At 69.1% G+C, this 20,980-nt stretch carries 19 protein-coding genes and 4 pseudogenes; 17 read left to right on the top strand and 6 right to left on the bottom strand.

Annotated elements, in window-relative coordinates:
* Positions 1–10: 10 nt before the first annotated feature.
* The 3 genes from ACWBNA_RS44665 to ACWBNA_RS44655 are packed head-to-tail and all read left to right on the top strand — an operon-like array spanning position 11 to position 4,556.
* Positions 11–2,227, top strand: coding sequence for an ArnT family glycosyltransferase (locus tag ACWBNA_RS44665; RefSeq protein WP_482710336.1), 2,217 nt, complete (start codon positions 11–13; stop codon positions 2,225–2,227).
* Between the two features lie 50 nt (positions 2,228–2,277).
* Positions 2,278–3,021, top strand: coding sequence for a response regulator transcription factor (locus tag ACWBNA_RS44660; RefSeq protein ID WP_482710335.1), 744 nt, complete (start codon positions 2,278–2,280; stop codon positions 3,019–3,021).
* A complete protein-coding gene (locus ACWBNA_RS44655) occupies positions 3,018–4,556 on the top strand; it encodes a sensor histidine kinase (RefSeq protein WP_482710334.1) in 1,539 nt (512 codons plus the stop codon). The genes ACWBNA_RS44660 and ACWBNA_RS44655 overlap by 4 nt, the downstream gene beginning before the upstream one ends.
* 203 nt (positions 4,557–4,759) lie before the next feature.
* Here the strand turns inward: ACWBNA_RS44655 and ACWBNA_RS44650 are convergent, their stop codons facing one another.
* The 3 genes from ACWBNA_RS44650 to ACWBNA_RS44640 form a co-directional block, all read right to left on the bottom strand.
* Complete coding sequence (locus tag ACWBNA_RS44650) at positions 4,760–5,200, bottom strand: hypothetical protein (protein WP_482710333.1); 441 nt, start codon at positions 5,198–5,200, stop codon at positions 4,760–4,762.
* Between the two features lie 40 nt (positions 5,201–5,240).
* A complete protein-coding gene (locus ACWBNA_RS44645) occupies positions 5,241–5,441 on the bottom strand; it encodes a hypothetical protein (RefSeq protein ID WP_329254346.1) in 201 nt (66 codons plus the stop codon).
* Positions 5,442–5,540: 99 nt separating this feature from the next.
* Positions 5,541–5,981 carry a hypothetical protein gene (locus ACWBNA_RS44640; RefSeq protein WP_482710332.1) on the bottom strand — a complete coding sequence of 147 codons (441 nt, stop codon included), beginning with the start codon at positions 5,979–5,981 and terminating at the stop codon, positions 5,541–5,543.
* Positions 5,982–6,041: 60 nt separating this feature from the next.
* On the opposite strand from ACWBNA_RS44640, the gene ACWBNA_RS44635 reads away from it, so the two are divergent.
* The 9 genes and pseudogenes from ACWBNA_RS44635 to ACWBNA_RS44595 form a co-directional block, all read left to right on the top strand.
* The gene (locus ACWBNA_RS44635) at positions 6,042–6,446 is read left to right on the top strand and encodes an Imm32 family immunity protein (protein WP_482710331.1); all 405 of its coding nucleotides are present in this window, start codon (positions 6,042–6,044) and stop codon (positions 6,444–6,446) included.
* Positions 6,447–6,497: 51 nt separating this feature from the next.
* Positions 6,498–6,794: a hypothetical protein gene (locus ACWBNA_RS44630; RefSeq protein ID WP_482710330.1), complete on the top strand. Its 297-nt coding sequence runs from the start codon at positions 6,498–6,500 to the stop codon at positions 6,792–6,794.
* 159 nt (positions 6,795–6,953) lie between these two features.
* Positions 6,954–7,511, top strand: coding sequence for a hypothetical protein (locus ACWBNA_RS44625; RefSeq protein WP_482710329.1), 558 nt, complete (start codon positions 6,954–6,956; stop codon positions 7,509–7,511).
* 416 nt (positions 7,512–7,927) lie between these two features.
* A pseudogene (locus ACWBNA_RS44620) lies at positions 7,928–8,116 on the top strand (integrase core domain-containing protein); the annotation flags it as partial.
* Positions 8,117–8,219: 103 nt separating this feature from the next.
* The gene (locus ACWBNA_RS44615) at positions 8,220–9,341 is read left to right on the top strand and encodes a carbohydrate-binding protein (protein ID WP_482710328.1); all 1,122 of its coding nucleotides are present in this window, start codon (positions 8,220–8,222) and stop codon (positions 9,339–9,341) included.
* A gap of 119 nt (positions 9,342–9,460) precedes the next feature.
* Complete coding sequence (gene araB / locus ACWBNA_RS44610) at positions 9,461–11,143, top strand: ribulokinase (protein ID WP_482710327.1); 1,683 nt, start codon at positions 9,461–9,463, stop codon at positions 11,141–11,143.
* A gap of 64 nt (positions 11,144–11,207) precedes the next feature.
* Positions 11,208–12,725 carry an L-arabinose isomerase gene (gene araA / locus ACWBNA_RS44605; RefSeq protein WP_482710326.1) on the top strand — a complete coding sequence of 506 codons (1,518 nt, stop codon included), beginning with the start codon at positions 11,208–11,210 and terminating at the stop codon, positions 12,723–12,725.
* Positions 12,726–12,774: 49 nt separating this feature from the next.
* Positions 12,775–13,500: an L-ribulose-5-phosphate 4-epimerase AraD gene (araD, locus tag ACWBNA_RS44600; RefSeq protein ID WP_482710325.1), complete on the top strand. Its 726-nt coding sequence runs from the start codon at positions 12,775–12,777 to the stop codon at positions 13,498–13,500.
* 280 nt (positions 13,501–13,780) lie between these two features.
* Positions 13,781–14,066 (top strand): annotated as a pseudogene (locus ACWBNA_RS44595) (hypothetical protein); the annotation flags it as partial.
* 37 nt (positions 14,067–14,103) lie between these two features.
* Here the strand turns inward: ACWBNA_RS44595 and ACWBNA_RS44590 are convergent.
* Positions 14,104–15,315: a PP2C family protein-serine/threonine phosphatase gene (locus tag ACWBNA_RS44590; protein WP_482710324.1), complete on the bottom strand. Its 1,212-nt coding sequence runs from the start codon at positions 15,313–15,315 to the stop codon at positions 14,104–14,106.
* A 216-nt stretch (positions 15,316–15,531) separates the two neighbouring features.
* Positions 15,532–16,092 carry an ATP dependent DNA ligase gene (locus tag ACWBNA_RS44585; protein ID WP_482710323.1) on the bottom strand — a complete coding sequence of 187 codons (561 nt, stop codon included), beginning with the start codon at positions 16,090–16,092 and terminating at the stop codon, positions 15,532–15,534.
* An 85-nt stretch (positions 16,093–16,177) separates the two neighbouring features.
* Between ACWBNA_RS44585 and ACWBNA_RS44580 the strand changes: the two genes are divergently transcribed.
* Together ACWBNA_RS44580 and ACWBNA_RS44575 are read left to right on the top strand one after the other, a co-directional pair.
* A complete protein-coding gene (locus ACWBNA_RS44580) occupies positions 16,178–16,369 on the top strand; it encodes a hypothetical protein (protein ID WP_482710322.1) in 192 nt (63 codons plus the stop codon).
* Positions 16,366–16,635: a hypothetical protein gene (locus ACWBNA_RS44575; protein WP_482710321.1), complete on the top strand. Its 270-nt coding sequence runs from the start codon at positions 16,366–16,368 to the stop codon at positions 16,633–16,635. The genes ACWBNA_RS44580 and ACWBNA_RS44575 overlap by 4 nt, the downstream gene beginning before the upstream one ends.
* 271 nt (positions 16,636–16,906) lie before the next feature.
* On the opposite strand, the gene ACWBNA_RS44570 is transcribed toward ACWBNA_RS44575, so the two are convergent.
* Positions 16,907–17,830 (bottom strand): helix-turn-helix domain-containing protein, encoded by a 924-nt coding sequence (locus tag ACWBNA_RS44570; RefSeq protein WP_482710320.1) that lies wholly within the window; start codon positions 17,828–17,830, stop codon positions 16,907–16,909.
* Positions 17,831–18,003: 173 nt separating this feature from the next.
* On the opposite strand from ACWBNA_RS44570, the pseudogene ACWBNA_RS44565 reads away from it, so the two are divergent.
* The 3 genes and pseudogenes from ACWBNA_RS44565 to ACWBNA_RS44555 form a co-directional block, all read left to right on the top strand.
* Positions 18,004–19,349, top strand: a pseudogene (locus ACWBNA_RS44565) (aldehyde dehydrogenase family protein).
* Positions 19,350–19,527: 178 nt separating this feature from the next.
* On the top strand, positions 19,528–20,616 hold the full coding sequence (locus ACWBNA_RS44560) for an alkene reductase (protein ID WP_482710319.1): 1,089 nt from the start codon (positions 19,528–19,530) through the stop codon (positions 20,614–20,616).
* Between the two features lie 284 nt (positions 20,617–20,900).
* Positions 20,901–20,980: pseudogene (locus tag ACWBNA_RS44555) on the top strand (IS5/IS1182 family transposase); the annotation flags it as partial.

The following is a 20,980-nucleotide window of genomic DNA, read 5'->3' as shown; positions in this document are numbered from 1 at the left end:
GAAACCAGACATGAGCAACTACGCGCACATCACCTCCGTACCGGCGGCTTCGGCGAACACCGGGAGGCACACGTCCGCCCGCGTCCTGCCCACCTGGGCGGCACCCGCGGCACTCGGAGCCGTCCTGGTCCTCTCGGCAGTCCTGTACGGATGGGCACTGGGTTCCCTGGGGTGGGGCAACAGCTACTACTCGGCGGCCGTGAAGTCGATGGGGCAGAGCTGGACCGACTTCCTCTTCGGCTCCTTCGACCCGGCCGGCGTGGTCACGGTCGACAAGCCGCCGGCCGCGCTGTGGCCGCAGGTGATCAGCAGCAAGATCTTCGGCATGCACGGGTGGGCCCTGATCCTGCCGCAGGTACTCGAAGGAGTGGCCACGGTGCTGGTGCTGCACCGCACCGTGCGCCGCTGGGCGGGGGAGGGCGCGGCGCTGGTCGCCGCCCTGGTCCTCACCCTCACGCCCATCACCGTGGCCATCAACCGGGACAACAACCCCGACACCCTGCTGGTCCTGCTGCTGGTGTCCGCGGCGTACGTGCTCACGCGCGCGCTGCAGGCCGAGGGCAGGGCCGCGACCTGGTGGCTGTGCGCGAGCGGCTTCCTGATCGGGTGCGGATTCCTCACCAAAATGCTCGCCGCCTGGATGGTGCTCCCCGCCTTCGCCGTCGCCTGGCTCGTGGGAGGAAGCGGCGCCTGGATACCGCGAGTGCGGCGTCTGCTGGGCGCGGGAGCCATCCTGGCGGCGTCCTCCTTGTGGTGGGTCGCGATGGTCGCCCTGTGGCCGGGCGACCGCCCCTACATCGGAGGCAGCGAGGACGGCTCGGCCTGGGACCTCGTGATCGGCTACAACGGGCTGGGGCGGGTCTTCGGCTCCAGCGACGGAGCACCCCAGGGCATGGGAGGTGGAGGTGGAGGCGGGTTCGCCGGCGGGTTCGGCGGTGAGTACGGCCTGACCCGGATGTTCGACACACAGGTGGGCGGTCAGATCAGCTGGCTGCTGCCGCTGTGCGCCGTGGCCATGGTCGTCGCCGTCGTCGTGGCGGTACTGCACCGACGCGGGAAGCTGCCCGCCTCCGCCCTGCTGCCGGCCTCCGGTTGGTTGTTGTGGGGTACCTGGCTGGTGGTCTGCGCCGCCGTGTACTCGTCGCAGAAAGGCATCTTCCACCCCTACTACACCACCCAACTCGCGCCCGCCATCGGCGCTCTGTGCGGCGGGCTGACGGCCGCCCTGGTCCGCGTGCACCGTGCGGGTCTGCGCTGGGCGCCGCCGGCCGGCGTGGCCGGGGTCGCGGTGAGCGTGGTCTGGGCGGTGGTGCTGATCCGCCGTGAGCCCGACTGGAACGGCTGGCTGGTGTGGCCGGTGCTGCTCGTGGGCTGCGCCGCGGTCGTCCTGCTGGTGCTCTCCCGACGGCGCGGCCGGTTGCTTGCGGTTGCCGTGGGTGCGGCGGTGGCGTCGGTTCTGGTGGCCCCGGGTGCCTGGGCGGTGAGCGTGCCCGGCTCGACCAGCATGGGCGGTTCCAACCCGACGGCCGGTCCGCAGACGCTCGGCTTCGGCGGAGGCAGCGGCATGCCGCTGCAGAGCGGCAACGGCGGAGGCCTTCCGTCGGGCATGCCGTCCGGGATGCCGTCGAACATGCCGGGCCTCCCCGGCGCCGACGGGTCGTCGGGCCAGTCCGGTGAACCCTCGTCCGGCGGGTTGCCCTCCGGAATGCGTTCAGGGATGCCTTCCGACATGCCCACGGGAGGAGCGAACGGCATGCCCGGTGCCGGTTCGGGAGGTGCCCCGGGCGGGCGCAGCGGTCTCGGCAGCGGGGAACTCACCGCCGACCAGCGCAAGATCCTCAAGTACGCCGTCGAGCACGCACCCGACGCACGCATCAAGCTCGCCGTCGAGGGCGGCGCCCTGTCCGCCAGCGCCTTCATCCTGGGCACCGACGAGACCGTCATCGGCATGGGCGGCTTCACGAACAGCGACAACGCGCCGTCGGTGGCCCAGTTGAAGGAGTGGACCAAGAACGGCGAACTACGCTACATCCTGGGTTCCGACACCAGCGGTGGCGACCGGCTGGGGATGTCAGGCGGATACGCCGAGCAGCGCTCCGACTGGATCGCCGACAACTGCACCAAGGTTTCGGAGTTGTCGTACGGCGGCACCTCCTCCCAGGCGGACGACGACGGTGCGACGGGACTCATGGGAGGCAACGTGCTCTACGACTGCGCCGCCAAGTAACCCGGCCCGGAGCAAGCGCCGCCACACGGCAGAACGGATCAGCAGACGTCATGACCGAGCAGCCCGCAGCGGCGACGCCCGGATATCGGCTCCTCGTGGTCGAGGACGAGCCCAGCATTCGCACCCTGCTGGAGGCGACGCTTCGCCTGTCCGGATACGAGGTGAGCAGCACCGACACCGGGCAGTCGGCCCTCCTGGAGGTCGAACGCCTGGAACCGCACCTGGTGCTGCTCGACGTGATGCTGCCCGACCTGGACGGCTTCGAAGTGACCCGCAGACTGCGGGCGGCAGGCAACGAGTGTCCGATCCTGTTCCTGACCGCCCGCACCGGCACCGATGACCGCATCAGCGGACTGCGTGTCGGCGGGGACGACTATGTCTCCAAACCGTTCAACATCGAGGAGGTGCTGCTGCGCATTGAGGCCATCCTGCGTCGAACGGCGCCGGCCATCACGGCGCGGGCGGTGCCGAGCGTCCTGAGCTACGCCGACCTGGAACTCGACGAGGGCGCCCACGAGGTGCACCGCGCGGGGGAGTACATCGCGCTGTCACCCACCGAATTCAAACTCCTGGCCTACCTCCTGGCGAACGCCGGGCAGGTGGTGAGCAAGATCCAGATTCTCGACCATGTGTGGAGCTACGACTTCGCGGGCGACGTCCGGATCACCGAGACGTACGTCCGCTACCTGCGCAAGAAGATCGACTGCTTCGATCCGCCGCTCATCCAGACCGTGCGCGGGGTCGGCTACAGCCTCCGTCTTCCCCGCGACCACGGAGGGGCGCCGGAGCAGTGATCCACCTCCTGACCCGGCCGCCCGGATCACTGAGACGACGACTCGTCCTCGGCGTCACCGTCCTCGCCACCGCTGCCGTCCTGGCCTCCCAGGCCATCGGCTACGTGGTGCTGCGATCCTGGCTGCTGGACCGCGTCGACGAGCAGCTCGTCGAGTTCCACCCCCCGGCACCGGCCTTCTACGACGCCCTCGACGGAACACTCCCGGTGCTCGGGGAACGCCCCGACATGCTGCCCTCGGACTTCCACATCTACTTCTACGACGCCTCCGGGCACCTTCTGAATGACTCCCTCGGCTCCGAGGTAGAGCCAGGACCTCGGTTGGCCGATGACGTTCAGGACCTTGGCCTACGGGACGGGCATCCGGAAACCGTGCCCGCCACGAGTGGTGACGACCGCTGGCGAGTGATGCTCAACCCCGGCCCGCAGGGCATGACCGCGGTGGTCACGCTGCCGCTCGACACCGTCGACGGCGCCACCTCGAAGATCCTGTGGCTGAACGCGGTTCTGCTCGTTGTCACGGTCGTCGCCCTGCTCGCCCTGGGCCGGTGGGTGGTCCGGCTGGGCCTGTTGCCACTGACCAGAATGGAGAGCACCGCCCAGGACATCACCGCGGGCCGGCTCAACCTGCGGTTGCCCGACACCGATCCGCGCACCGAGATCGGACGGCTCGGCAAGGTGCTGAACTCCATGCTCGACCGCCTTCAGAAGGCGCTACTGGCCCGCGAGGCTTCCGAGAGCCGGCTGCGCCGGTTCGTCACCGACGCAGGGCACGAACTGCGCACCCCGCTCACCGCCATCCAGGGCTACGCTCAACTCGCCCTGCGACCTGAACAACGCTCGGCGCGGGAACTGCACGAGGCCAACCGCTGCATCGTGCAGAACGCCGAACGCATGAGCCTGCTCGTCGATGACCTTCAGCTGCTCGCCACCCTGGACAAGGAGCCCTCCTACCTGAGGGAACGGGTCGACCTGCTGTCCCTCGCGGCCGACGCCGTCAGCGCGGCCGCCGTCCACAGCGCGTCCCACCCCGTCGACCTCGGCCCGTTGCACACCCCGGCCGATCCCACCGGAGCCCAGAAGCTCGATGTCGCGGAGACAGTCGGTGACCCGAACCGGCTGCGCCAGATCCTCGAGAATTTCCTCTCCAACGCCCGTATCCACACCCCGGAGGGCACCCGGGTCCACGTCCGCGTCGGCGGGACCGAGGCGGGGCCCGAAGCCGGCGGTGCCGACCGACCCGGGCGCACCAGCGCCTCACCGGCCCTCCCGGAGCGCCTCCCGATCAGCGTGATCGAGGTGGCGGACGAAGGACCGGGCCTCGAGGCCGTCGACGCCGAGCTCGTCTTCGAGCGCTTTTACCGCGCCGACCCCGCCCGCTCCCGCCTCCACGGCGGCAGCGGCCTCGGCCTCGCCATCGCCGCGACGATCGCCGAGGGCCACGGCGGCCGCCTCGAACTCGACACGGCCCCCGGCCGCGGCTGCACCTTCCGCCTGGTCCTGCCCGCAGCCGACTCCGGCCAGGAACCCCGCTGATCCCGCCGTTACGGTGTTTCAGGTGTACGGTCGGCCCTCAGGGACCGAGCGGCAGACCGGTCAACAGGAGTGCGTCGACGGCGAGCCGATCCCCCTCCGGAGCCTGGGTCTGTCCGGCGCGGCGCCGTCCCACCAGGCTGCCCGCCCACCCCAGCAGGAAGGCCGCGGGCAGGGGAGACCATGGCGGGGCTGCTCTGGCCGAATCACGCGAAGTCGGCCGTCGGGATCAGTGCCGCCGGGCTGCCCGACACGGCAGTGGAGAACAGGTACAGGCCGATCCCGCTTTTTCTGTAGGTGGAGGGCAGATCTTTGCCGGCCTTCCACGCGTGGGCGGCGTAGTTGATGACGGCGATGTCGTGGTGGGAGACGGTGGGGCCGTTGCCGGTCAGCGTGGGCGCCACGACGAACTTGCCGCTCGGGGCCGTCTTGGGGATGGTGATGGTCGGCTTGGTGCCGAAGTCGCCGAATACCTTCGGCAGTTGGGCGTCCGTCTGCACCACCGGAGGCAGGGGCGGACGGGACACCGAGATGGTCGTGGCGGGCAGGGGACGGTGGCTCTCGTCCGCGGTGGACGATGTCTTCTCGGTGCTGCAGCCTGCGACGGCCAGAGCGCAGGTGAGGAGAGGTACGGCGATTCGGCGCATGTTCATTCCTGGTCGACGAGGGGCGGTGACCGCCGTGGTGCTAGGGACGCCGCTTTCCGGCATTTCGCGTGTGGAGCAGTCCGACGAGCCAGGCTCCTGCCAGGAGGGCGCAGGCGGACTCGATGAATCCCCTCGGGCCGTGACCACCCGTCGCGAGATCGCTGACGTAAAGGACCGCGAGGAAGGATCCGAAGAGGAAGAGGACGATGGAGGCAATGCCGAAAGCCGGCTTTCGTTTCATGCTGGCTCCTTGGAAGTTGCAAGGGATCGGGGTGAGAAGGCCCGCCGGTGGCCCGAGGGCGGCCACCGGCGGGCTGCTGCTTATGCCTGGTTCAGCCGGTCAGCAGCGGACGTAGGAGTAGGAGATGTAGTTGGACGGATACGAGCCCACCCACTTGGCCGTTGTGAACAGCTTCAGGCACTTGCCGCGTTCCTTGGCCTGGTAGGCCCAGTACACGATCAGAGCTGCGTAGAGGCCGTAGATGGCGACGATGGCGCTCGCGTACACATTGATGGACGCGATGACACCTGCGACAAAGCCCCAGATGGTGAGGATGTAAGGGCCTTCGTTGGCCATCTTGTTCGTCGCCCACTTGTTGAAGTAGACGCGGGTGGAGGATCCGACGTGCCAGCCGGCATCCCAGCCCCAGGAGTCCCAGTAGGACCACGAGTGGCCGACGACCTTGCCCCAGAAGTAGTACTTGGATGCGACGGTGCTTGCCGGGACTGCTGGCCAGATCGGTCGTTGTGTGGTTATGGATGGGGACCTGACCATGTCCACGGGGCCCGTCCCCCAGGGTGGGGCGGCATCATGAATCCGACAGTCGAGAGAGCCGAATCCGTGAGACTGATCAGCGACGCCGGGTTCAGCGAAGTGGTCCTCTCCGCATCCGCGGAGGAGCTGATGCGACTGGCGAGTGCGGTGGCACAGGGCGAGGGAATCCTCCGCTGCGCCTCTTCCCCGGGCAGCAACGCTTTGGCCGGCGTCGAAGTCAAAGGAACGTACGGTCCCGGCGTCCTGTTCCGGCGGGACGCCGAGCGGCAGTTCCTCGTCATCAGCGGTGACTCCGCCGGCAGAGCCGTGCTCGCGGAGAACCTGCAGTCGATGGCCACCGCGGAGGACGGCGGCCATCTCCACGTCGACTACTTCCCCGGCCACTATTACCTCGCCGAGGGGTCGTTGCCCTTGGTGGTCGAAAGCCCGCACGGAGGCATGCCCACCGGCGAGCGGCCGACCACCGGCTGATCCAGCGCACGCAAGCGCCGCCGTTCCCGAGGCCGCGGGCCTGTGACCTGCGTGTTCCTCAGGCGGCGTACCGGGCAGCTGTTGCGCGAGGCCGTCGACCTGGCCGTCGCCGTGCGGGCGGACACGTCGGCCATGGCCGTAGTCGCCGAGCTCACCCGGCAGTGCGAGACGGACCCCCGGGGTCTGTTGGCGTCGGCGTGCGAGCCCTGCGGTCCGGACGCCGGCCCGGCTCTGATCGCGTTCACCGCGCCGCAGGAGGCGCAGTGGATCCGGGATGAGCGGCGTGACGCGGCGCTGCGCGCACTGAGCCGGTCGGAAGGCGGTAGCGGAGGCCGACGCCGCGTATGAGGCGTGTCTTCGGCGTCGCGGCCGCAGGGCGGAAGAGGCTGCCGGGCAGGCTGCGGACAACTGCGGGCTGCCGTACCGCCGTAGGCGTGGGCGCCGCCAGGTCATCGAGGAGTGGCTGCGGCACACCCGGCGTGTCCGTCCATCTGAGAGGCTGTGACCATGACGGACATCCCCCTCTGGCGTCGGCCCACCCGCGGCGGTTGGCGCATCGAGGCCGATGAGGCCCGCACCCGCGTCAACGTGGTCGACCCCGCCGGCCGAGTCCGGGTGTACGTCGCCACGGAGCCCGTGCAGCACTTCACGGGCTGGTTCGCCAAGCGGCAGAACGCGGTCATGAGCCGAGCCTTCGAGACGAACGGGCCGTCTCTGCCTGCTCGTGAACCCACCCAGATCACGCTGCGTCCGCACGACCCAATGGCCTTCGTCAGCAACGGCACCGCCAACGGTCGCCGTCGGGAGAAAGCCGGTCGTGCCCTTGTCTACGGTCGACGCTACGCGTTCCTTCACACCGGCGGACACGGCGCCGACGCGATGCGGGACGGCACTCGGATCGCGTCATTCGTCAAACACGGCTTCCGTCCCCGGGACGGCCACGTCAGCCGCGACGACCACTGTGCCTTGGACGAGACCGACGAACTGGTCCTGACGATCTTCGAGAAGCTCCTGAGGCCCGGACGCCCTGGTGCTGTCTCCGACGTCCTCACCGACTTCAGCTGAATCTCCCGCGTGATGGCGGCGCGGCGGCGAGTGGGCTCCCATGCACCCGCAGCCGATCTTCAGGCAGTGCTCGCTGGGGTGGGGTTGGCAGAGGGCTGTCACGTACCGAGGGCGCTGTCCGCTCTGCCCATCACCGGCCACGCCCCAGTAGAAGATCCACCCGAAGGGCAAGGCCTCTACGCGCAAGATCTGAAGGTCGTACTGGATACAGCCCCGATCCAAAAGCGCCTCGGCTACCTCAGTCCCATCGAGTTCGAAGAGAAGCACTACGCCGACCAGGCAACGGCCGAACCAGTGAATCTGAAACCACGTCAACCCGCCCTGACCTGCTAGTCAGCCACTCCCTCGCAGCGGGGGAACCTCAATGCTTCGCCTGGCAGCAGGCACTGGCCGGCCTCGGCGCGGCCGGCAAGCTCACCCGCGCCTACCGGCCCCAGACCAACGGCAAGGTCGAACGCTTCAACCGCACCCTGCTCGACGAATGGGCCTACCATCGGCCCTACACCAGCAACACCGAACGCACCACCGCCCTGGCAGATTTCCTCCACACCTACAACCACCACCGCTGCCACACCGCACTCGGAGGCCAGCCACCAGCCGCGTGAACAACGCTGCGGGTCAATACACCTAGGCACTGTCAGGTGCCCTTCCCCGGGTCTCTACTGCGTCAGGGCCGCAACGCCCGCTCGAAGGCCCCTGCGGAGCGCCGTGGACGGCTTCGCGGGCGCGTCCGGCTCTCTTCGCGACCACCTGATGCTCCGCGAGCGGCTGCGCCCGTACCTGATGCAGCTGTCCGAGAAGGCCCCACCGCACCGGCGCCCCGCCTTGCGCCCGCTGTTCTTCCGCAACGGCACCGTTACTGTAACGGCACCGCAAGGGCTCACGTTCAACGGGTCCGGCACCTGCATCAAGGTGCCGGACAACATCATGAGCGGCATGAACTCGATCACCGTCTCGATGGACGCGCAGTTCGATGCCGGCCAGGCCACGCTGGCGGCGAGAAGAGGCCCAGGACGAATCGGAACTGAACTGGTCAGCTCCATTGACGTTCTCCTGACTAAAAACTATCTTTCGATCGCAGTTCGTAGTTCGCAGTTCCGCACGTTGTTCGAAATATCGGACTACGGCCGTCGAAGGGGGCAGCACGTGTTCGGCACCCGCCACTGGTCCACCGTTCCACGCTCTGGCGCAGCCTCCGGCGGGAGACCGGCGATATCTACCGCTGTCGGCCTGCTCTTCACATCCCAGACCCTCGCTACCCGAGGCGCCGGTGCCCTGGTCCTGGACTCCGGTGACAAGGCCGCCTTCGACGTGTTCGCCCCGGCCGACGGCTACTACACCGTGCACGCCGACTACGCCTCCACCGCGAGCCGCACGCTCAGCCTGGACGGCGACACCGCCGTGACGCTGGTCTCCATTAGCGGCAGCTTGACGGACAAGACCCTGAGGCTGTACCTGTCGGCGGGCAGCAACCGCATCACCGCCGCCGGCCCGTCCAGCGGCAGCCTCACCCTGCGCGACCTGCGTGTCACCAGCGGCGTCGACACCACGGGCGCCACGACCTACCAGGCCGGCCGCCACCCGCGCCGGAGCCGCGGCTGTCGCCAACAACACCTGGGCCTCCGGCGGCAAGTCCGTCGGCAGCATCGGCAACGGCTCGGGCAACACCCTCACCTTCCGGGTGAACGCTCCTGCGGCCGGGCGCTACGTGATGAACGTCCGCTACGCCAACAACACAGGTCTCCGGGTCCGGGAACTACAACCTTCAGCAACTCCTCCGCCTTCACACCCGACATCGACAAGGTGACCGTCGCGCCGCTCACCAGCTGACGCACCGCCGGCCGGGTCTGGCGCAGACCCCGGCCAGCTTTCCAACTTCCCAGATCTCATTTTTTCGCTTTGTCCATCCACTCGAACAACGTACGAAATATCGAATAGAAGGGCGGCAGATGGTGAACGCCGAACACGCGGAACAGCCGCAGTCCGACACCTACGTCATCGGAGTCGACTACGGGACGCTGTCCGGACGGGCCGTCGTGGTTCGCGTGTCCGACGGCACTGAACTCGCCTCCGCCGACCACCCCTACACCCACGCCGTCCTCGACCGGGAGCTCCCGGACGGGACCGCGCTGCCGCCCGACTGGGCCCTGCAGGTGCCCTCGGACTACATCGACGTCCTGCGTATCGCCGTACCGGAGGCACTGGCCCAGGCCGGTGTCCGGCCGGAGCAGGTCATCGGGATCGGTACGGACTTCACCGCCTGCACGATGCTGCCGGTGCTCGCCGACGGCACCCCGCTGTGCGAACTTCCGGCGCTCACCGGCCGTCCGCACGCCTACGTCAAGCTGTGGCGCCACCACGCCGCCCAGGCGCAGGCCGACCGCATCACCGACCTGGCCGCGCAGCGCAAGGAGCCGTGGCTGGCACGGTACGGGGGGAAGATCTCCTCGGAGTGGGAGTTCGCGAAGGCGCTGCAGCTGCTGGAGGAGGATCCGGAGCTCTACGGGCTGACCGACCGCTGGATCGAGGCGGCCGACTGGATCGTGTGGCGGCTGTCCGGCACCTACGTCCGCAACGCCTGCACCGCCGGGTACAAGGGCCAGTACCAGGACGGCACCTACCCTTCCCCCGAGTACCTCGCCGCGCTCAACCCCGGCTTCGCCGACTTCGTCACCGCCAAACTGGAGCACCCGATCGGTCAACTGGGTGACCTGGCAGGCACGTTGACGGCCGAGGCGGCGGCGTGGACGGGTCTTCCCGAGGGCATCGCGGTGTGCGTGGGCAACGTCGACGCCCATGTGACGGCACCCGCCGCCACGGCCGTGGAGCCGGGCCGGATGGTGGCCATCATGGGCACCTCCACCTGCCACGTCATGAGCTCCGACCAGTGGGCCGAGGTGCCGGGCATGTGCGGGGTCGTCGACGGCGGCATCCTGCCGGGCCTGTGGGGCTACGAGGCCGGGCAGAGCGGCGTCGGCGACATCTTCGGCTGGTTCATCCGCACCGGCTTCCCCGAGTCGTACGCCAAGGAGGCCGCCGCGCTCGGACGGAACGCACACGAACACCTGACGGCACTCGCGGCCGAACAGGAGATCGGCCAGCACGGTCTGATCGCCCTGGACTGGCAGAGCGGCAACCGCAGCGTCCTGGTCGACCACGACCTCAGCGGCGTCGTGGTGGGCCTGACCCTGTCCACCCGCCCCGAGGACGTCTACCGGGCGCTGCTGGAAGCCACCGCCTTCGGCACCCGCACCATCATCGAGACATTCGAGACCGCGGGCGTGCCGGTCCAGGAACTGATCATCGCGGGCGGCCTGACGAAGAACGCGCTGCTCATGCAGATCTACGCCGACGTCACCCGCCGGCCCCTCGGCGTGATCGACTCCGCCCAGGGACCCGCTCTCGGCGCGGCCATGCACGCCGCGGTCGCGGCGGGGGCGTACCCGGACATCCGGGCCGCCGCCCGGGCCATGGGCAAGGCGCGTGCGGGCGTCTACCAGCCCGACCCGGAGCGGGCCGCGGCCTACGACCGGCTGTTCGCCGAATACCAGCTCCTGCACGACTACTTCGGGCGCGGCGCCAACGAGGTCATGCACCGACTGCGCCGGATCCGCGCCGAGGCGTCCGCCTGAGCGACTCCCTGTGCCCGCCGGCCCCCGCCTCCTCGGTGATCGTCACCCTGAAAGGAAAACCCTCATGAACACCAGCACCACCCCCTGCCCCGACCACGAGATCTGGTTCCTCACCGGCAGCCAGGGCCTGTACGGCGACGACGTCCTGCGTCAGGTGGCCGACCAGTCCCGCAGCATCTCCGAGACCCTCGGCCGCCCCGGCAAGCTGCCGGTCAAGGTCGTGTGGAAGCCGGTCCTCACCAACGCCGAGTCGATCCGGCGGATCTGCCAGGAGGCCAGTGCCTCCGACACCTGCGTGGGCGTGATCGCGTGGATGCACACCTTCTCACCCGCCAAGATGTGGATCGGCGGACTCAGCGTCCTGGACCGGCCGCTGCTGCACCTGCACACCCAGTACAACCTGTCGCTGCCCTGGCCGAGCATCGACATGGACTTCATGAACCTCAACCAGGCCGCCCACGGCGACCGCGAGTTCGGCCACATCGAGTCCCGTGTGGGCATCGACCGCAAGATCGTCGCCGGCCACGCCACCGACGCGCGAGTCATCCGACGGATCTCGGCCTGGGCCCGCGCCGCCGTCGGCCGCCACACCTCGCGCAGCCTGCGCCTCGCCCGCTTCGGCGACAACATGCGCGACGTCGCCGTCACCGAGGGCGACAAGGTGGAGGCCCAGCTGCGGTTCGGCTTCTCCGTGAACACCTACGCCGTCAACGATCTCGTCGCCGTCGTGGACGCGGTCGAGGACAAGGCGGCGGCCGAACTCGCGGAGGAGTACGTCGAGTCGTACGACGTGGTCGCGGCGCTGCGCCCCGGCGGCATCCGCCACGACTCCCTGCTCTACGCGGCCCGTATCGAGGTCGGTCTGCGGACCTTCCTCTCCGAGGGCGGCTTCACCGCCTTCACCACGAACTTCGAGGACCTCGGCGGCCTGCGCCAACTGCCCGGCCTCGCCGTCCAGCGGCTGATGGCCGACGGATACGGCTTCGGCGGCGAAGGCGACTGGAAGACCTCGGCCCTGCTGCGCACGATGAAGGTCATGGGCGCCGGGCTGCCCGGCGGCACCTCCTTCATGGAGGACTACACCTACCACCTCGGCCCCGGCACCCCACGCGTCCTGGGCGCCCACATGCTGGAGGTCTGCCCCTCCATCGCCGCCGCCCGCCCCCGCTGCGAGATCCATCCCCTCTCCATCGGCGGCCGCGAGGACCCCGTCCGCCTGGTCTTCGACGCGGCGCCCGGAGAAGCGGTCGTCGTCGGCCTCTCCGACCTCGGCGACCGGTTCCGGCTGACCGCCAACGCCATAGATGTCATCAGCCCCAGCGAGCCGCTGCACCGCCTGCCCGTCGCCCGCGCCGTGTGGAAGCCCCGCCCCTCTCTCGCGGAGTCCGCCGAGAGCTGGCTTCTCGCCGGCGCCCCGCACCACACCGTGCTCAGCTCGGCCGTCGACATCGAGACCCTGACCGACTACGCCGCGATGACCGGCGTCGAACTGCTCACCATCGACGAGAACACCAGCATCGAGCAGTTCGCCAAGGAAGTCCGCTGGAACGCCGCCTACCACCGCCTCGCCCAGGCCCTGTGACAGCGGTGCAGCCCAAGAACCGGATCCGTATCCAAGGAGACGACGACCGATGACCGTACGAGTCCGCGACGGCCTGCGCCAAGAGGTGCTGAACGCGAACCTGGCCATTCCTCAGGTCGGCCTGGCGACGCTGACCTGGGGCAATGTGAGCGGCGTCGACCGTGAGGCGGGCGTCTTCGTCATCAAGCCCTCTGGCGTGCCCTACGAGGATCTCGCCCTCGACCACCTGGTGACCGTCCGCCTCTCCGACGGCGAGGTGGTCGACGGAGACCTGCGCCCCTCCACCGATACCGAGACCCACCGCTGCCTCTACCTGGCTTTCCCCTCCATCGGTGGCGTCACCCACACCCACTCCACCCACGCCGTCGCCTTCGCCCAGGCCCGCCGCGACATACCCGTACTCGGCACCACCCACGCCGACACCTTCAATGGCCCCATCCCCTGCACCCCCGACCTCACCGCCGAACAGTGCGCGAAGGACTACGAGTACAACACCGGCCGCGTCATCGTGGACATGCTCGAGGAGGACAACCAAAGGGCGGTCGAGGTCCCCGCGGCCATGGTCGCGGGCCACGGCCCGTTCACCTGGGGCGCCACCGCCCGCAAGTCCCTCGAACACGCCATCATCTGCGAGGCCGTCGCCGACATCGCCCTCCACACCCTGGCCCTGTCTCCGACCGCCCCGCCGCCCCCACACCTCCTGGCCCGCCACTACACCCGCAAACACGGCCCCGACGCCTACTACGGCAACCCCACTCCCGCACCGGCCGGATGAGCGCAGCGGCCGTCCCCGCACGCCGGCAGACGTCGTCCGTCCTCGCCGCGGCCCCGCACCGATCGCCCGGCAGGCCCTGTACGTTCCCATCACCGGGTCGTACAGGGCGTGAGGCCGGCCAGGGCCGAGGCCGCGAGGCGTAGGCAGCTCGGGCCGAACGTTTCGACAGCACCACCATCGACAACCCGGCATACACCCCGTCACCGGCGCCCAGTTATGTGAGCACGCAGCACGCGTTGCGGCACCTGGCACCGCTGTTCGGGGTGTCCAAGTCGGCCGCCGAGCGGCCCTCGACCAGGAACTGGCCCGATTCGGCGAACACGCCATCGATGTGTCCATGACGCTGATCGAGCTGGATGAGTCGGCTGAGCCGACGATCGTTGCCGCTCTGTCCGAGCCCATACTGGGACGTCGTCGTCATCGGGGGTGGGCTCCGCAAGCCGGAGCCGCTTCTGCCACTCTTTGATCAGGTCGTGAACCTGGTCCGGCGTCATGCGCCGAAGGCTGCGATCGCCTTCAACACGAGTGCCGACTACAGCGTCGAATCAGCCAAGCGGTGGCTGTGAGCCAGTGACCTGTTCGGCGGCAACCGCAAGCCAGCGGTCATTCCAGGATGGTGAGGTGGTCGGCGGCGCCCCCGCGCCACTCGATCAGGAAGACGGTGGCGTCATCGCTGGTGCGCCCGCCGCGTTCCCGCTTCAGGGTGTGGGAGAGCCACAGTGCGCCCGCCCTGATTCCTTCTTCCGCGCGTGCGCGCTCAACTGCGTTGACACAGCGGATGAGCCGTTCGTCACCGAACAGCTCTCCCTCGGCATCCCGCTCCTCGATCACCCCGTCGGTGTAGCACAGCACCCGGTCACCACGCTGCAGCTGCTCCTCGCTGATCGTGGGTGGCTCACCGCCCAGCCCGACCGGGAGTGTGATGGGGCCTTCCAAGGGCCCGGTGACCTCACGGTTGCGGATCAGCAGCGGGGCGGGATGGCCGGCGTTGACCCATCGCAGGCGGCCGGTGGTGGTGTCCAGGTCCATCATCTGCGCGGTGACGAAATGATCGGGCCCGAACTGCTCGGCGATGGCCCGGTCCATGAACGCGTACTTCTCGGCCAGGCCGATGCCGGCGCGCCGGGCGTGCCGGTAGGCGCCGACAGCGACGGTCGCCATCGTGGCGGCGTCCAGGCCGTGGCCCATCGCGTCGATCACGGCCACATGCAGGACGTCATCGTTGAGGGCGTAATCGAAACTGTCCCCGGCGATGCTGTAGGCGGGCTCGACGGCCCCGGACACCGCGACCTGCGGCACCGACATGGTCAGCGGCGGCAGCAGCGACCACTGCATCTCCGCGGCCACACTCATCGGCTCACTGCGCCGGGCCTGGAAGAACCGGTCGGTGTACGCGTGCTTGGTGACCAGCATATCGGCGACCAGACCGGCCAGCCTGCGTAGCAACCGCCGGTCGTCCTCGTCGACGCTGTCCAGACTGAGAGCCATCACGCCCACCTCGTCACTGCCGTCCAGCAACGGCAGGTACATCCGCACCCCGTCGGCCTGCGGGACCTCGACAGCGGTGGCACGCAGGAAAGCCGTACCGGCCGGGGAGTCAGCGATCACCTCGGGCTCACCCACCACCAGTCGTCGGCCCGGCAACGGCACCAGCAGTTCCTGCGCATAGTCCTGGAGGAGGATCGAGACGTCGCGGCCACCGATCCTGGCCACTTCCTCCGCGATCATCGGAGCGATCAACTGGGGCGGCATCTCGTGCGCCCGGTCCAGCAGCACTCCCAGCAGCCGCTCACCGAACCCTTCCGACCGGTCCACCCTGCGGCTTCCCGGCCGTGGCCCACCTTGTGTCACGACCGCCCTCTCATGCTCTCCGGCCGCTTGTCGATCACCGTTGTGAGGCGGCCATGGAAATTTCGCCCCAAAAGCGTGCGCATCAAACGATCATCGCCCGCAGGGCATGGTCCAGTATCCGAAGAGACCCCTATCCCTGGGCGAATCACCCTAAGGGCGCAAGCAGAGAGATACAGCTTCTCAGTGTGGCGGTGACGTCAGGTGGGGGACGCCGGCGGGGGAGAGGTCGGGCCGTGCGCGGTGCCAGCCTGCGGGGTGTCGCCACCGGCCGGAGGCGTCGCGGGCGATGTCGACGCCGACTTCCCCCACCAGTTCGGGTTCCACCAGCGTGACGTTCAGCGTCTCCCGGCTGCCCCACCCGGCGGAGAACGACCAGCCTGTCCACGGATGACCGCGCCGCCCCGCAGCGAGCAGGCCGGTGACCGCAGCACCTGCCGCCTGGACGAGGGTGGTGGTGCGGCCGACGTACTGAAAGCGGCCTTCGGTGTCGTACCTGCCGAGCAGCAGCGTGCGGGGAACGGCCAGAGAGCCGATGACTGCGCTGACGATCGCCTCGCTCGTCTCGCGGAACTTGTATTTCTGCCAGCTCCTCACCGACGGGCGGTAGGCGTCCTCCAGCCTCTTGAAGACCACACCCTCCATCCCGACCGACGCCCACGTCAGCCACTCGCGGACGACGTCGGCCTCGGTGGTCGACGGACACAGCGCCCACGGCGTCGATAGCCGGCGGGCGGCGAACACGGACTCCAGCGTCGCTCCTGCGCCGCCGGTACAGCCACCCGGTCGTGTCCGTGCCGGACAGCCTGAACAGATCGCAGGCGACGAAGTGGGCCGACCACTCCTCCGACACCCGTGCAGCCTCGGCACCGCGCCGGGCAAGCCGGTTCTGCAACCGCCCGAACGTGAGACGGCCCGCGGCGTCTCATACGACCAGCTCGCCGTCCAGCGCGGTCGCGTCCGGCAGCGGCGCGACACCGCCGCGTTCCTCACCCGCCACACTCCGGAGATCGCCGAGTGAAACGCGCCCTGCCCGACACCGACACCGTCAAAGCCGCCAAGGACACAGTCCTCACCGAAGCCGCCGCCCGCGGACGGCGCCCCACCGTGACCGCGGTCGAGCGGCTCCTGGACCTCCCGCCCGCCACCTTCCACCGGCACTCCGCCAACCTGATCGACGCGCACTTCCGGCCCCGCATCCCGACCCCAGCCGGGCCTGCGGTTGCGGTTGCGGTTGCGGTTGCGACGGAAGCTTCCGGATCCGACGTACGTACGGAAGCAACCTGAGCCGGCTACGGAAGGAGAACACCGACCTGCGCCGCACCCTCGCTCTGTACGAGGAGGCCATCCGCCAGCAGGTCCTCGGAAACGACGCCCTGCGCAGGGGCGGCACTGTTCTTGCACTGCCCAACCGCAGCACGCCCGCGCCACCCGGGCCGTCCTGAATCCGACACAGAGCCCCACCGGCTGGCGCGGCAGTCCCCCCGGAGGCGTCCTGGCGTGCGAAAGGACGCTGGGCGTGGCGCGCGGCCAACTACCGATGATCAAGGGGAGTTCATCAAGCTGTGCGTGCCGACGACGTGCCTGTTCCCGCCCGGGTCGCATCCGCGCCCCAACTGGCCAGCAGTCGCAGAGCCTCCGCCGACGGGGAGTTCGGTTCGGCGTGGTAGGTCACCAACATCTGCTCGTGGGCGTCGGCCTGGTGGAACGACTCGAGGCGGAGATCGAGTTCGCCGACGAGCGGGTGGTGCAGGCGCTGGATACCGTGGCACTTCTCCTTGACGTCGTGGGTGGCCCACAGCCGTCTGAACTCCTCGCTCTTCACGGAGAGTTCGCCCACCAGCGCGGACAGCCGGGGGTCGTCCGGATGGGAGCCGGCGTCCATGCGCAGCTGAGAGACGACGTCGCTGGCCTTGTGCTCCCAGTCCACGAACAGGTCGCGGTACTCGGGCCGCAGGAACACCAGCCGCGCCCAGTTCTGCTCCCTCGCCGGCAGCTCGGCCCAGTCGCCGAAGACCGCCGCGGCCATCCGGTTCCAGACGAGGATGTCCGAGCGCCGCCCCACGAGGATCGCCGGAACACCGTCCATGGTGTCCAGCAGCGTCCGCAGGGGGCCCCGCACCTGCTGGGCGCGGCCGGCCGGCTTCTTCTTCTGCTGCTTCGGCTTCGCCAGGTGCGTGAGGTGGGCGTGCTCGGCGTCGCTCAGCCTGAGCGCGCGGGCGATGGCGTCGAGGACCTCCGCCGACACGTGCCGCCCGTTGCCCTGCTCCAGCCGCGTGTAGTACGCCACCGACACCCCGGCCAGCTGCGCCAGCTCCTCGCGGCGCAGTCCCGGCACCCGCCGGTAGCGTCCGAAGCTCCGCAGCCCCACGTCCTCCGGCTTAAGCCGGGCCCGCCGGGTGCGCAGGAACTCGCTGAGCTCGGCACGCGTGTCCAGCGCGCCGGCGGCGGGCTCGTGCACCGGTTCGGGGTATTCGTCCATGCCTCGAGTATCCACGCTCGCACGCACACCATCCTGACCCAACCAGTGGTAGGCACAGCGCACGTACGCAATGCCGTGGCCTGGGTGGATGCCGGCCCGTCCAGGACGCTGGCCACCGTGCCCGGCCGGAAGGTAGCCGGGGCGTGGCTTGCATCAAGAACGGAGTACATCCCATGAGCGCAACACAGGGGATCGAGTCGAGGACGCACCGGACGGAACCGGCCGCGGAGGTGGTCGGCCGTCTTCGTGCGACGTTCAACACCGGCGTCACCCGCGGGCTGGACTGGCGCGTCAGCCAGTTGCAGCGGCTGCGGGCCTTGCTGGTCGAGAACGAGCAGGAGCTGATCGAAGCGCTCTGGGCGGATCTGAGGAAGAACGCCACCGAGGCGAAGGTGCAGGAGATCGACTTCACCGTCGCCGACATCGACGAGGCGCTGGCGAATCTCGAGAACTGGCTTCAGCCTCGCCCGGTGGAGGTTCCCGCCCACTTCGGTCCCACGACAACGGCCTACACCACGTACGACCCGCTCGGGGTCGTTCTGGTGATCGCTCCGTGGAATTTCCCGCTGCACCTTCTCATCGACCCCATCATCGGCGCACTGGCCGCCGGAAACACCGTGGTGGCCAAGCCGAGCGAGATGTCGGTGCACACCTCGGCGGTCGCTTCACTCTCCTGCGTGAGTACTTCGACGCCGATGTGCTCACCGTCGTCGAGGGGGGCGCCGAGGAGACCACGGCCCTGCTGGCGCAGCGTTTCGACCAGATCTTCTACACCGGCAATGGCGCGGTCGGCCGGATCGTCATGGCCGCAGCCGCCAAGAACCTCACCCCGGTCACGCTCGAACTCGGGGGCAAGTCGCCGGTCTTCGTGGCGCCCGACGCCGACGTGGACGAGACCGCGAAGCGGCTGGTCGGCGCCAAGTTCGGCAACGCGGGGCAGCAGTGCATAGCCCCCGACTACGTTCTGGCCGATCCTGCCACCGCCGCCGCACTGGTTCCCGCCCTCCGCGCGGCTATCGAAGCCCAGTTCGGCTCCACCCCTCAGACCGCAGCCGACTTCGGCCGGATCATCAACGAGCGGCATTTCGACCGGCTCACCCGTCTGCTGGACTCCGGCCGGGCGGCGGTGGGAGGCCAGCACGACCGTGACGACCTGTTCATCGCACCGACAGTGCTCACCGATGTCGACCCCGCATCGCCGGTCATGCAGGAAGAGATCTTCGGTCCGATCCTCGCCGTCGTCGAAGTCGAAGACCTCGATGCCGCCATCGCCTTCATCAACGAACGCGAAAAGCCCCTCGCGCTCTACGCCTTCACCACCTCCGAGGCCACCAAGTCGCGCCTCGTGAACGAGACGTCCTCCGGCGGCGTCGCCTGGGGCCAGCCGGTGATGCAACTGCTCATGCCCGGCCTGCCTTTCGGTGGCGTCGGCGAAAGCGGCATGGGCCGGTACCACGGCCGGTACTCCCTGGAGGCATTCAGCCACCTCAAGGCCGTCGCGGACGTGCCGCTCAGCTAAGCCCGCGCCTTCGTGAAGCAGGCTGCCCAACTGGTGATCGACAAAGCAGAAAGCGCCTCTGACCAGCGGCATGGGGATTGTTGAGGTCTCTGTTCTGTCGATCACCAGTTCCCCGACACCCCGCAGGCCCATGCCGCCGCCTGCCTCTTCCACCGACCGTTCTTCGAAGGACGCTGCCATGACCACCGCATTCGACCCGATCGACCTGAGCGGCAAGACGCTCGCCAACCGCATCGCGATGGCACCCATGACCCGCAGCCGCGCCGACGCTCCCGCAGCCACGGCGACGGAGCTGATGGCCACCTATTACGCCCAGCGCGCGAGCGCCGGCCTGATCATCACCGAGGGCATTCAGCCGTCGGCCGGCGGCCAGGGCTACACCAACACTCCGGGCCTGCACTCCGCCCAGCAGGTCGACGCCTGGCGGAAGGTGACCGACGCCGTCCACGCCCAGGGCGGCACGATCTTCGCGCAGCTGATGCACACCGGCCGGATCAGCCACCCCAGCCTGCTGCCCGACGGACTCCTCCCCGTCGCCCCCTCCTCCGTCGCGGCGGCGGGTCAGGTGTTCACCTACCAGGGCCCCCAGGACTACGTCACGCCGAAGGAACTGGACCAGGACGACATCGCCCAGACGATCGCCGACTACGCCGACGCCGCGCGCAACGCGATCGCCGCCGGTTTCGACGGCGTGGAGATCCACGGGGCGAACGGCTACCTGATCCACCAGTTCCTCGCCCCCAACACCAATCTGCGCACCGACAGCTGGGGAGGTGGCGCCGCGGACCGGGTCCGCTTCGGTATCGAGGTCGCCACGGCCGTCGCGGAGGCGATCGGCGGCCACCGGACCGGCTTCCGTATCTCCCCCGGCAACCCCTACAACGACATCGCCGAGACCGACCCGGCGGACGTACTGGAGACCTACGCCACCCTGATCGCCGGACTCGCCCGGCTGGACCTCGCCTACCTGCACCTGGTCGAGAGCCCGGACCGCGACCTGACCGCCCGGCTGCGCAAGGACTGGCCGACGGCGTTCATCCTCAACCCCTTCACCCACCCCGAGACCACCGGCCCCGGCGCACTCGCCCACATCGCGGACGGCACCGCGGACATCATCGCCTTCGGCGCGCTGTTCCTGGCCAACCCCGACCTGCCCGCCCGCCTTGCGGCCGGCGGCCCCTACAACACCCCCGACGCGACCACCTTTTACGGCGGCGACCACCGCGGCTACACCGACTACCCGACGCTGCCCACCGACAGCGCGTGAACTGAAAAAGGTCATCGCCGGCGAGTGCGGAGGCAAGACGCGGCGTGTCAGGCCACCGAAGTCCCCCTGGTCCTGACCTATGTGACTGGTGGCGACACTCGCCGCCTGCCACATCCAGCGGATCACCTTGGAGAACCCGCACCTGAGAGAAGAGCTTGAGGCCGCGACGGGCGGCGCTCGCGGCGCGGGCGATCCCGGACACGGTGCCCTGCGCATCGCCGCGCAGGGCAGCATCGAAAGCTTGGACGACGCGTTCGCGACCGCGTCGGAGCACGGCGCCAGAACTGTACGTGCTGCATACCGGGATCCAGTGGGAGTACCTGCCGCAGGAGTTGGGCTTCGGCTCGGGCATGACGTGCTGGCG

Source organism: Streptomyces sp. Q2, assembly GCF_056820935.1.
This window is presented reverse-complemented; position numbering and strand designations above follow the sequence as displayed.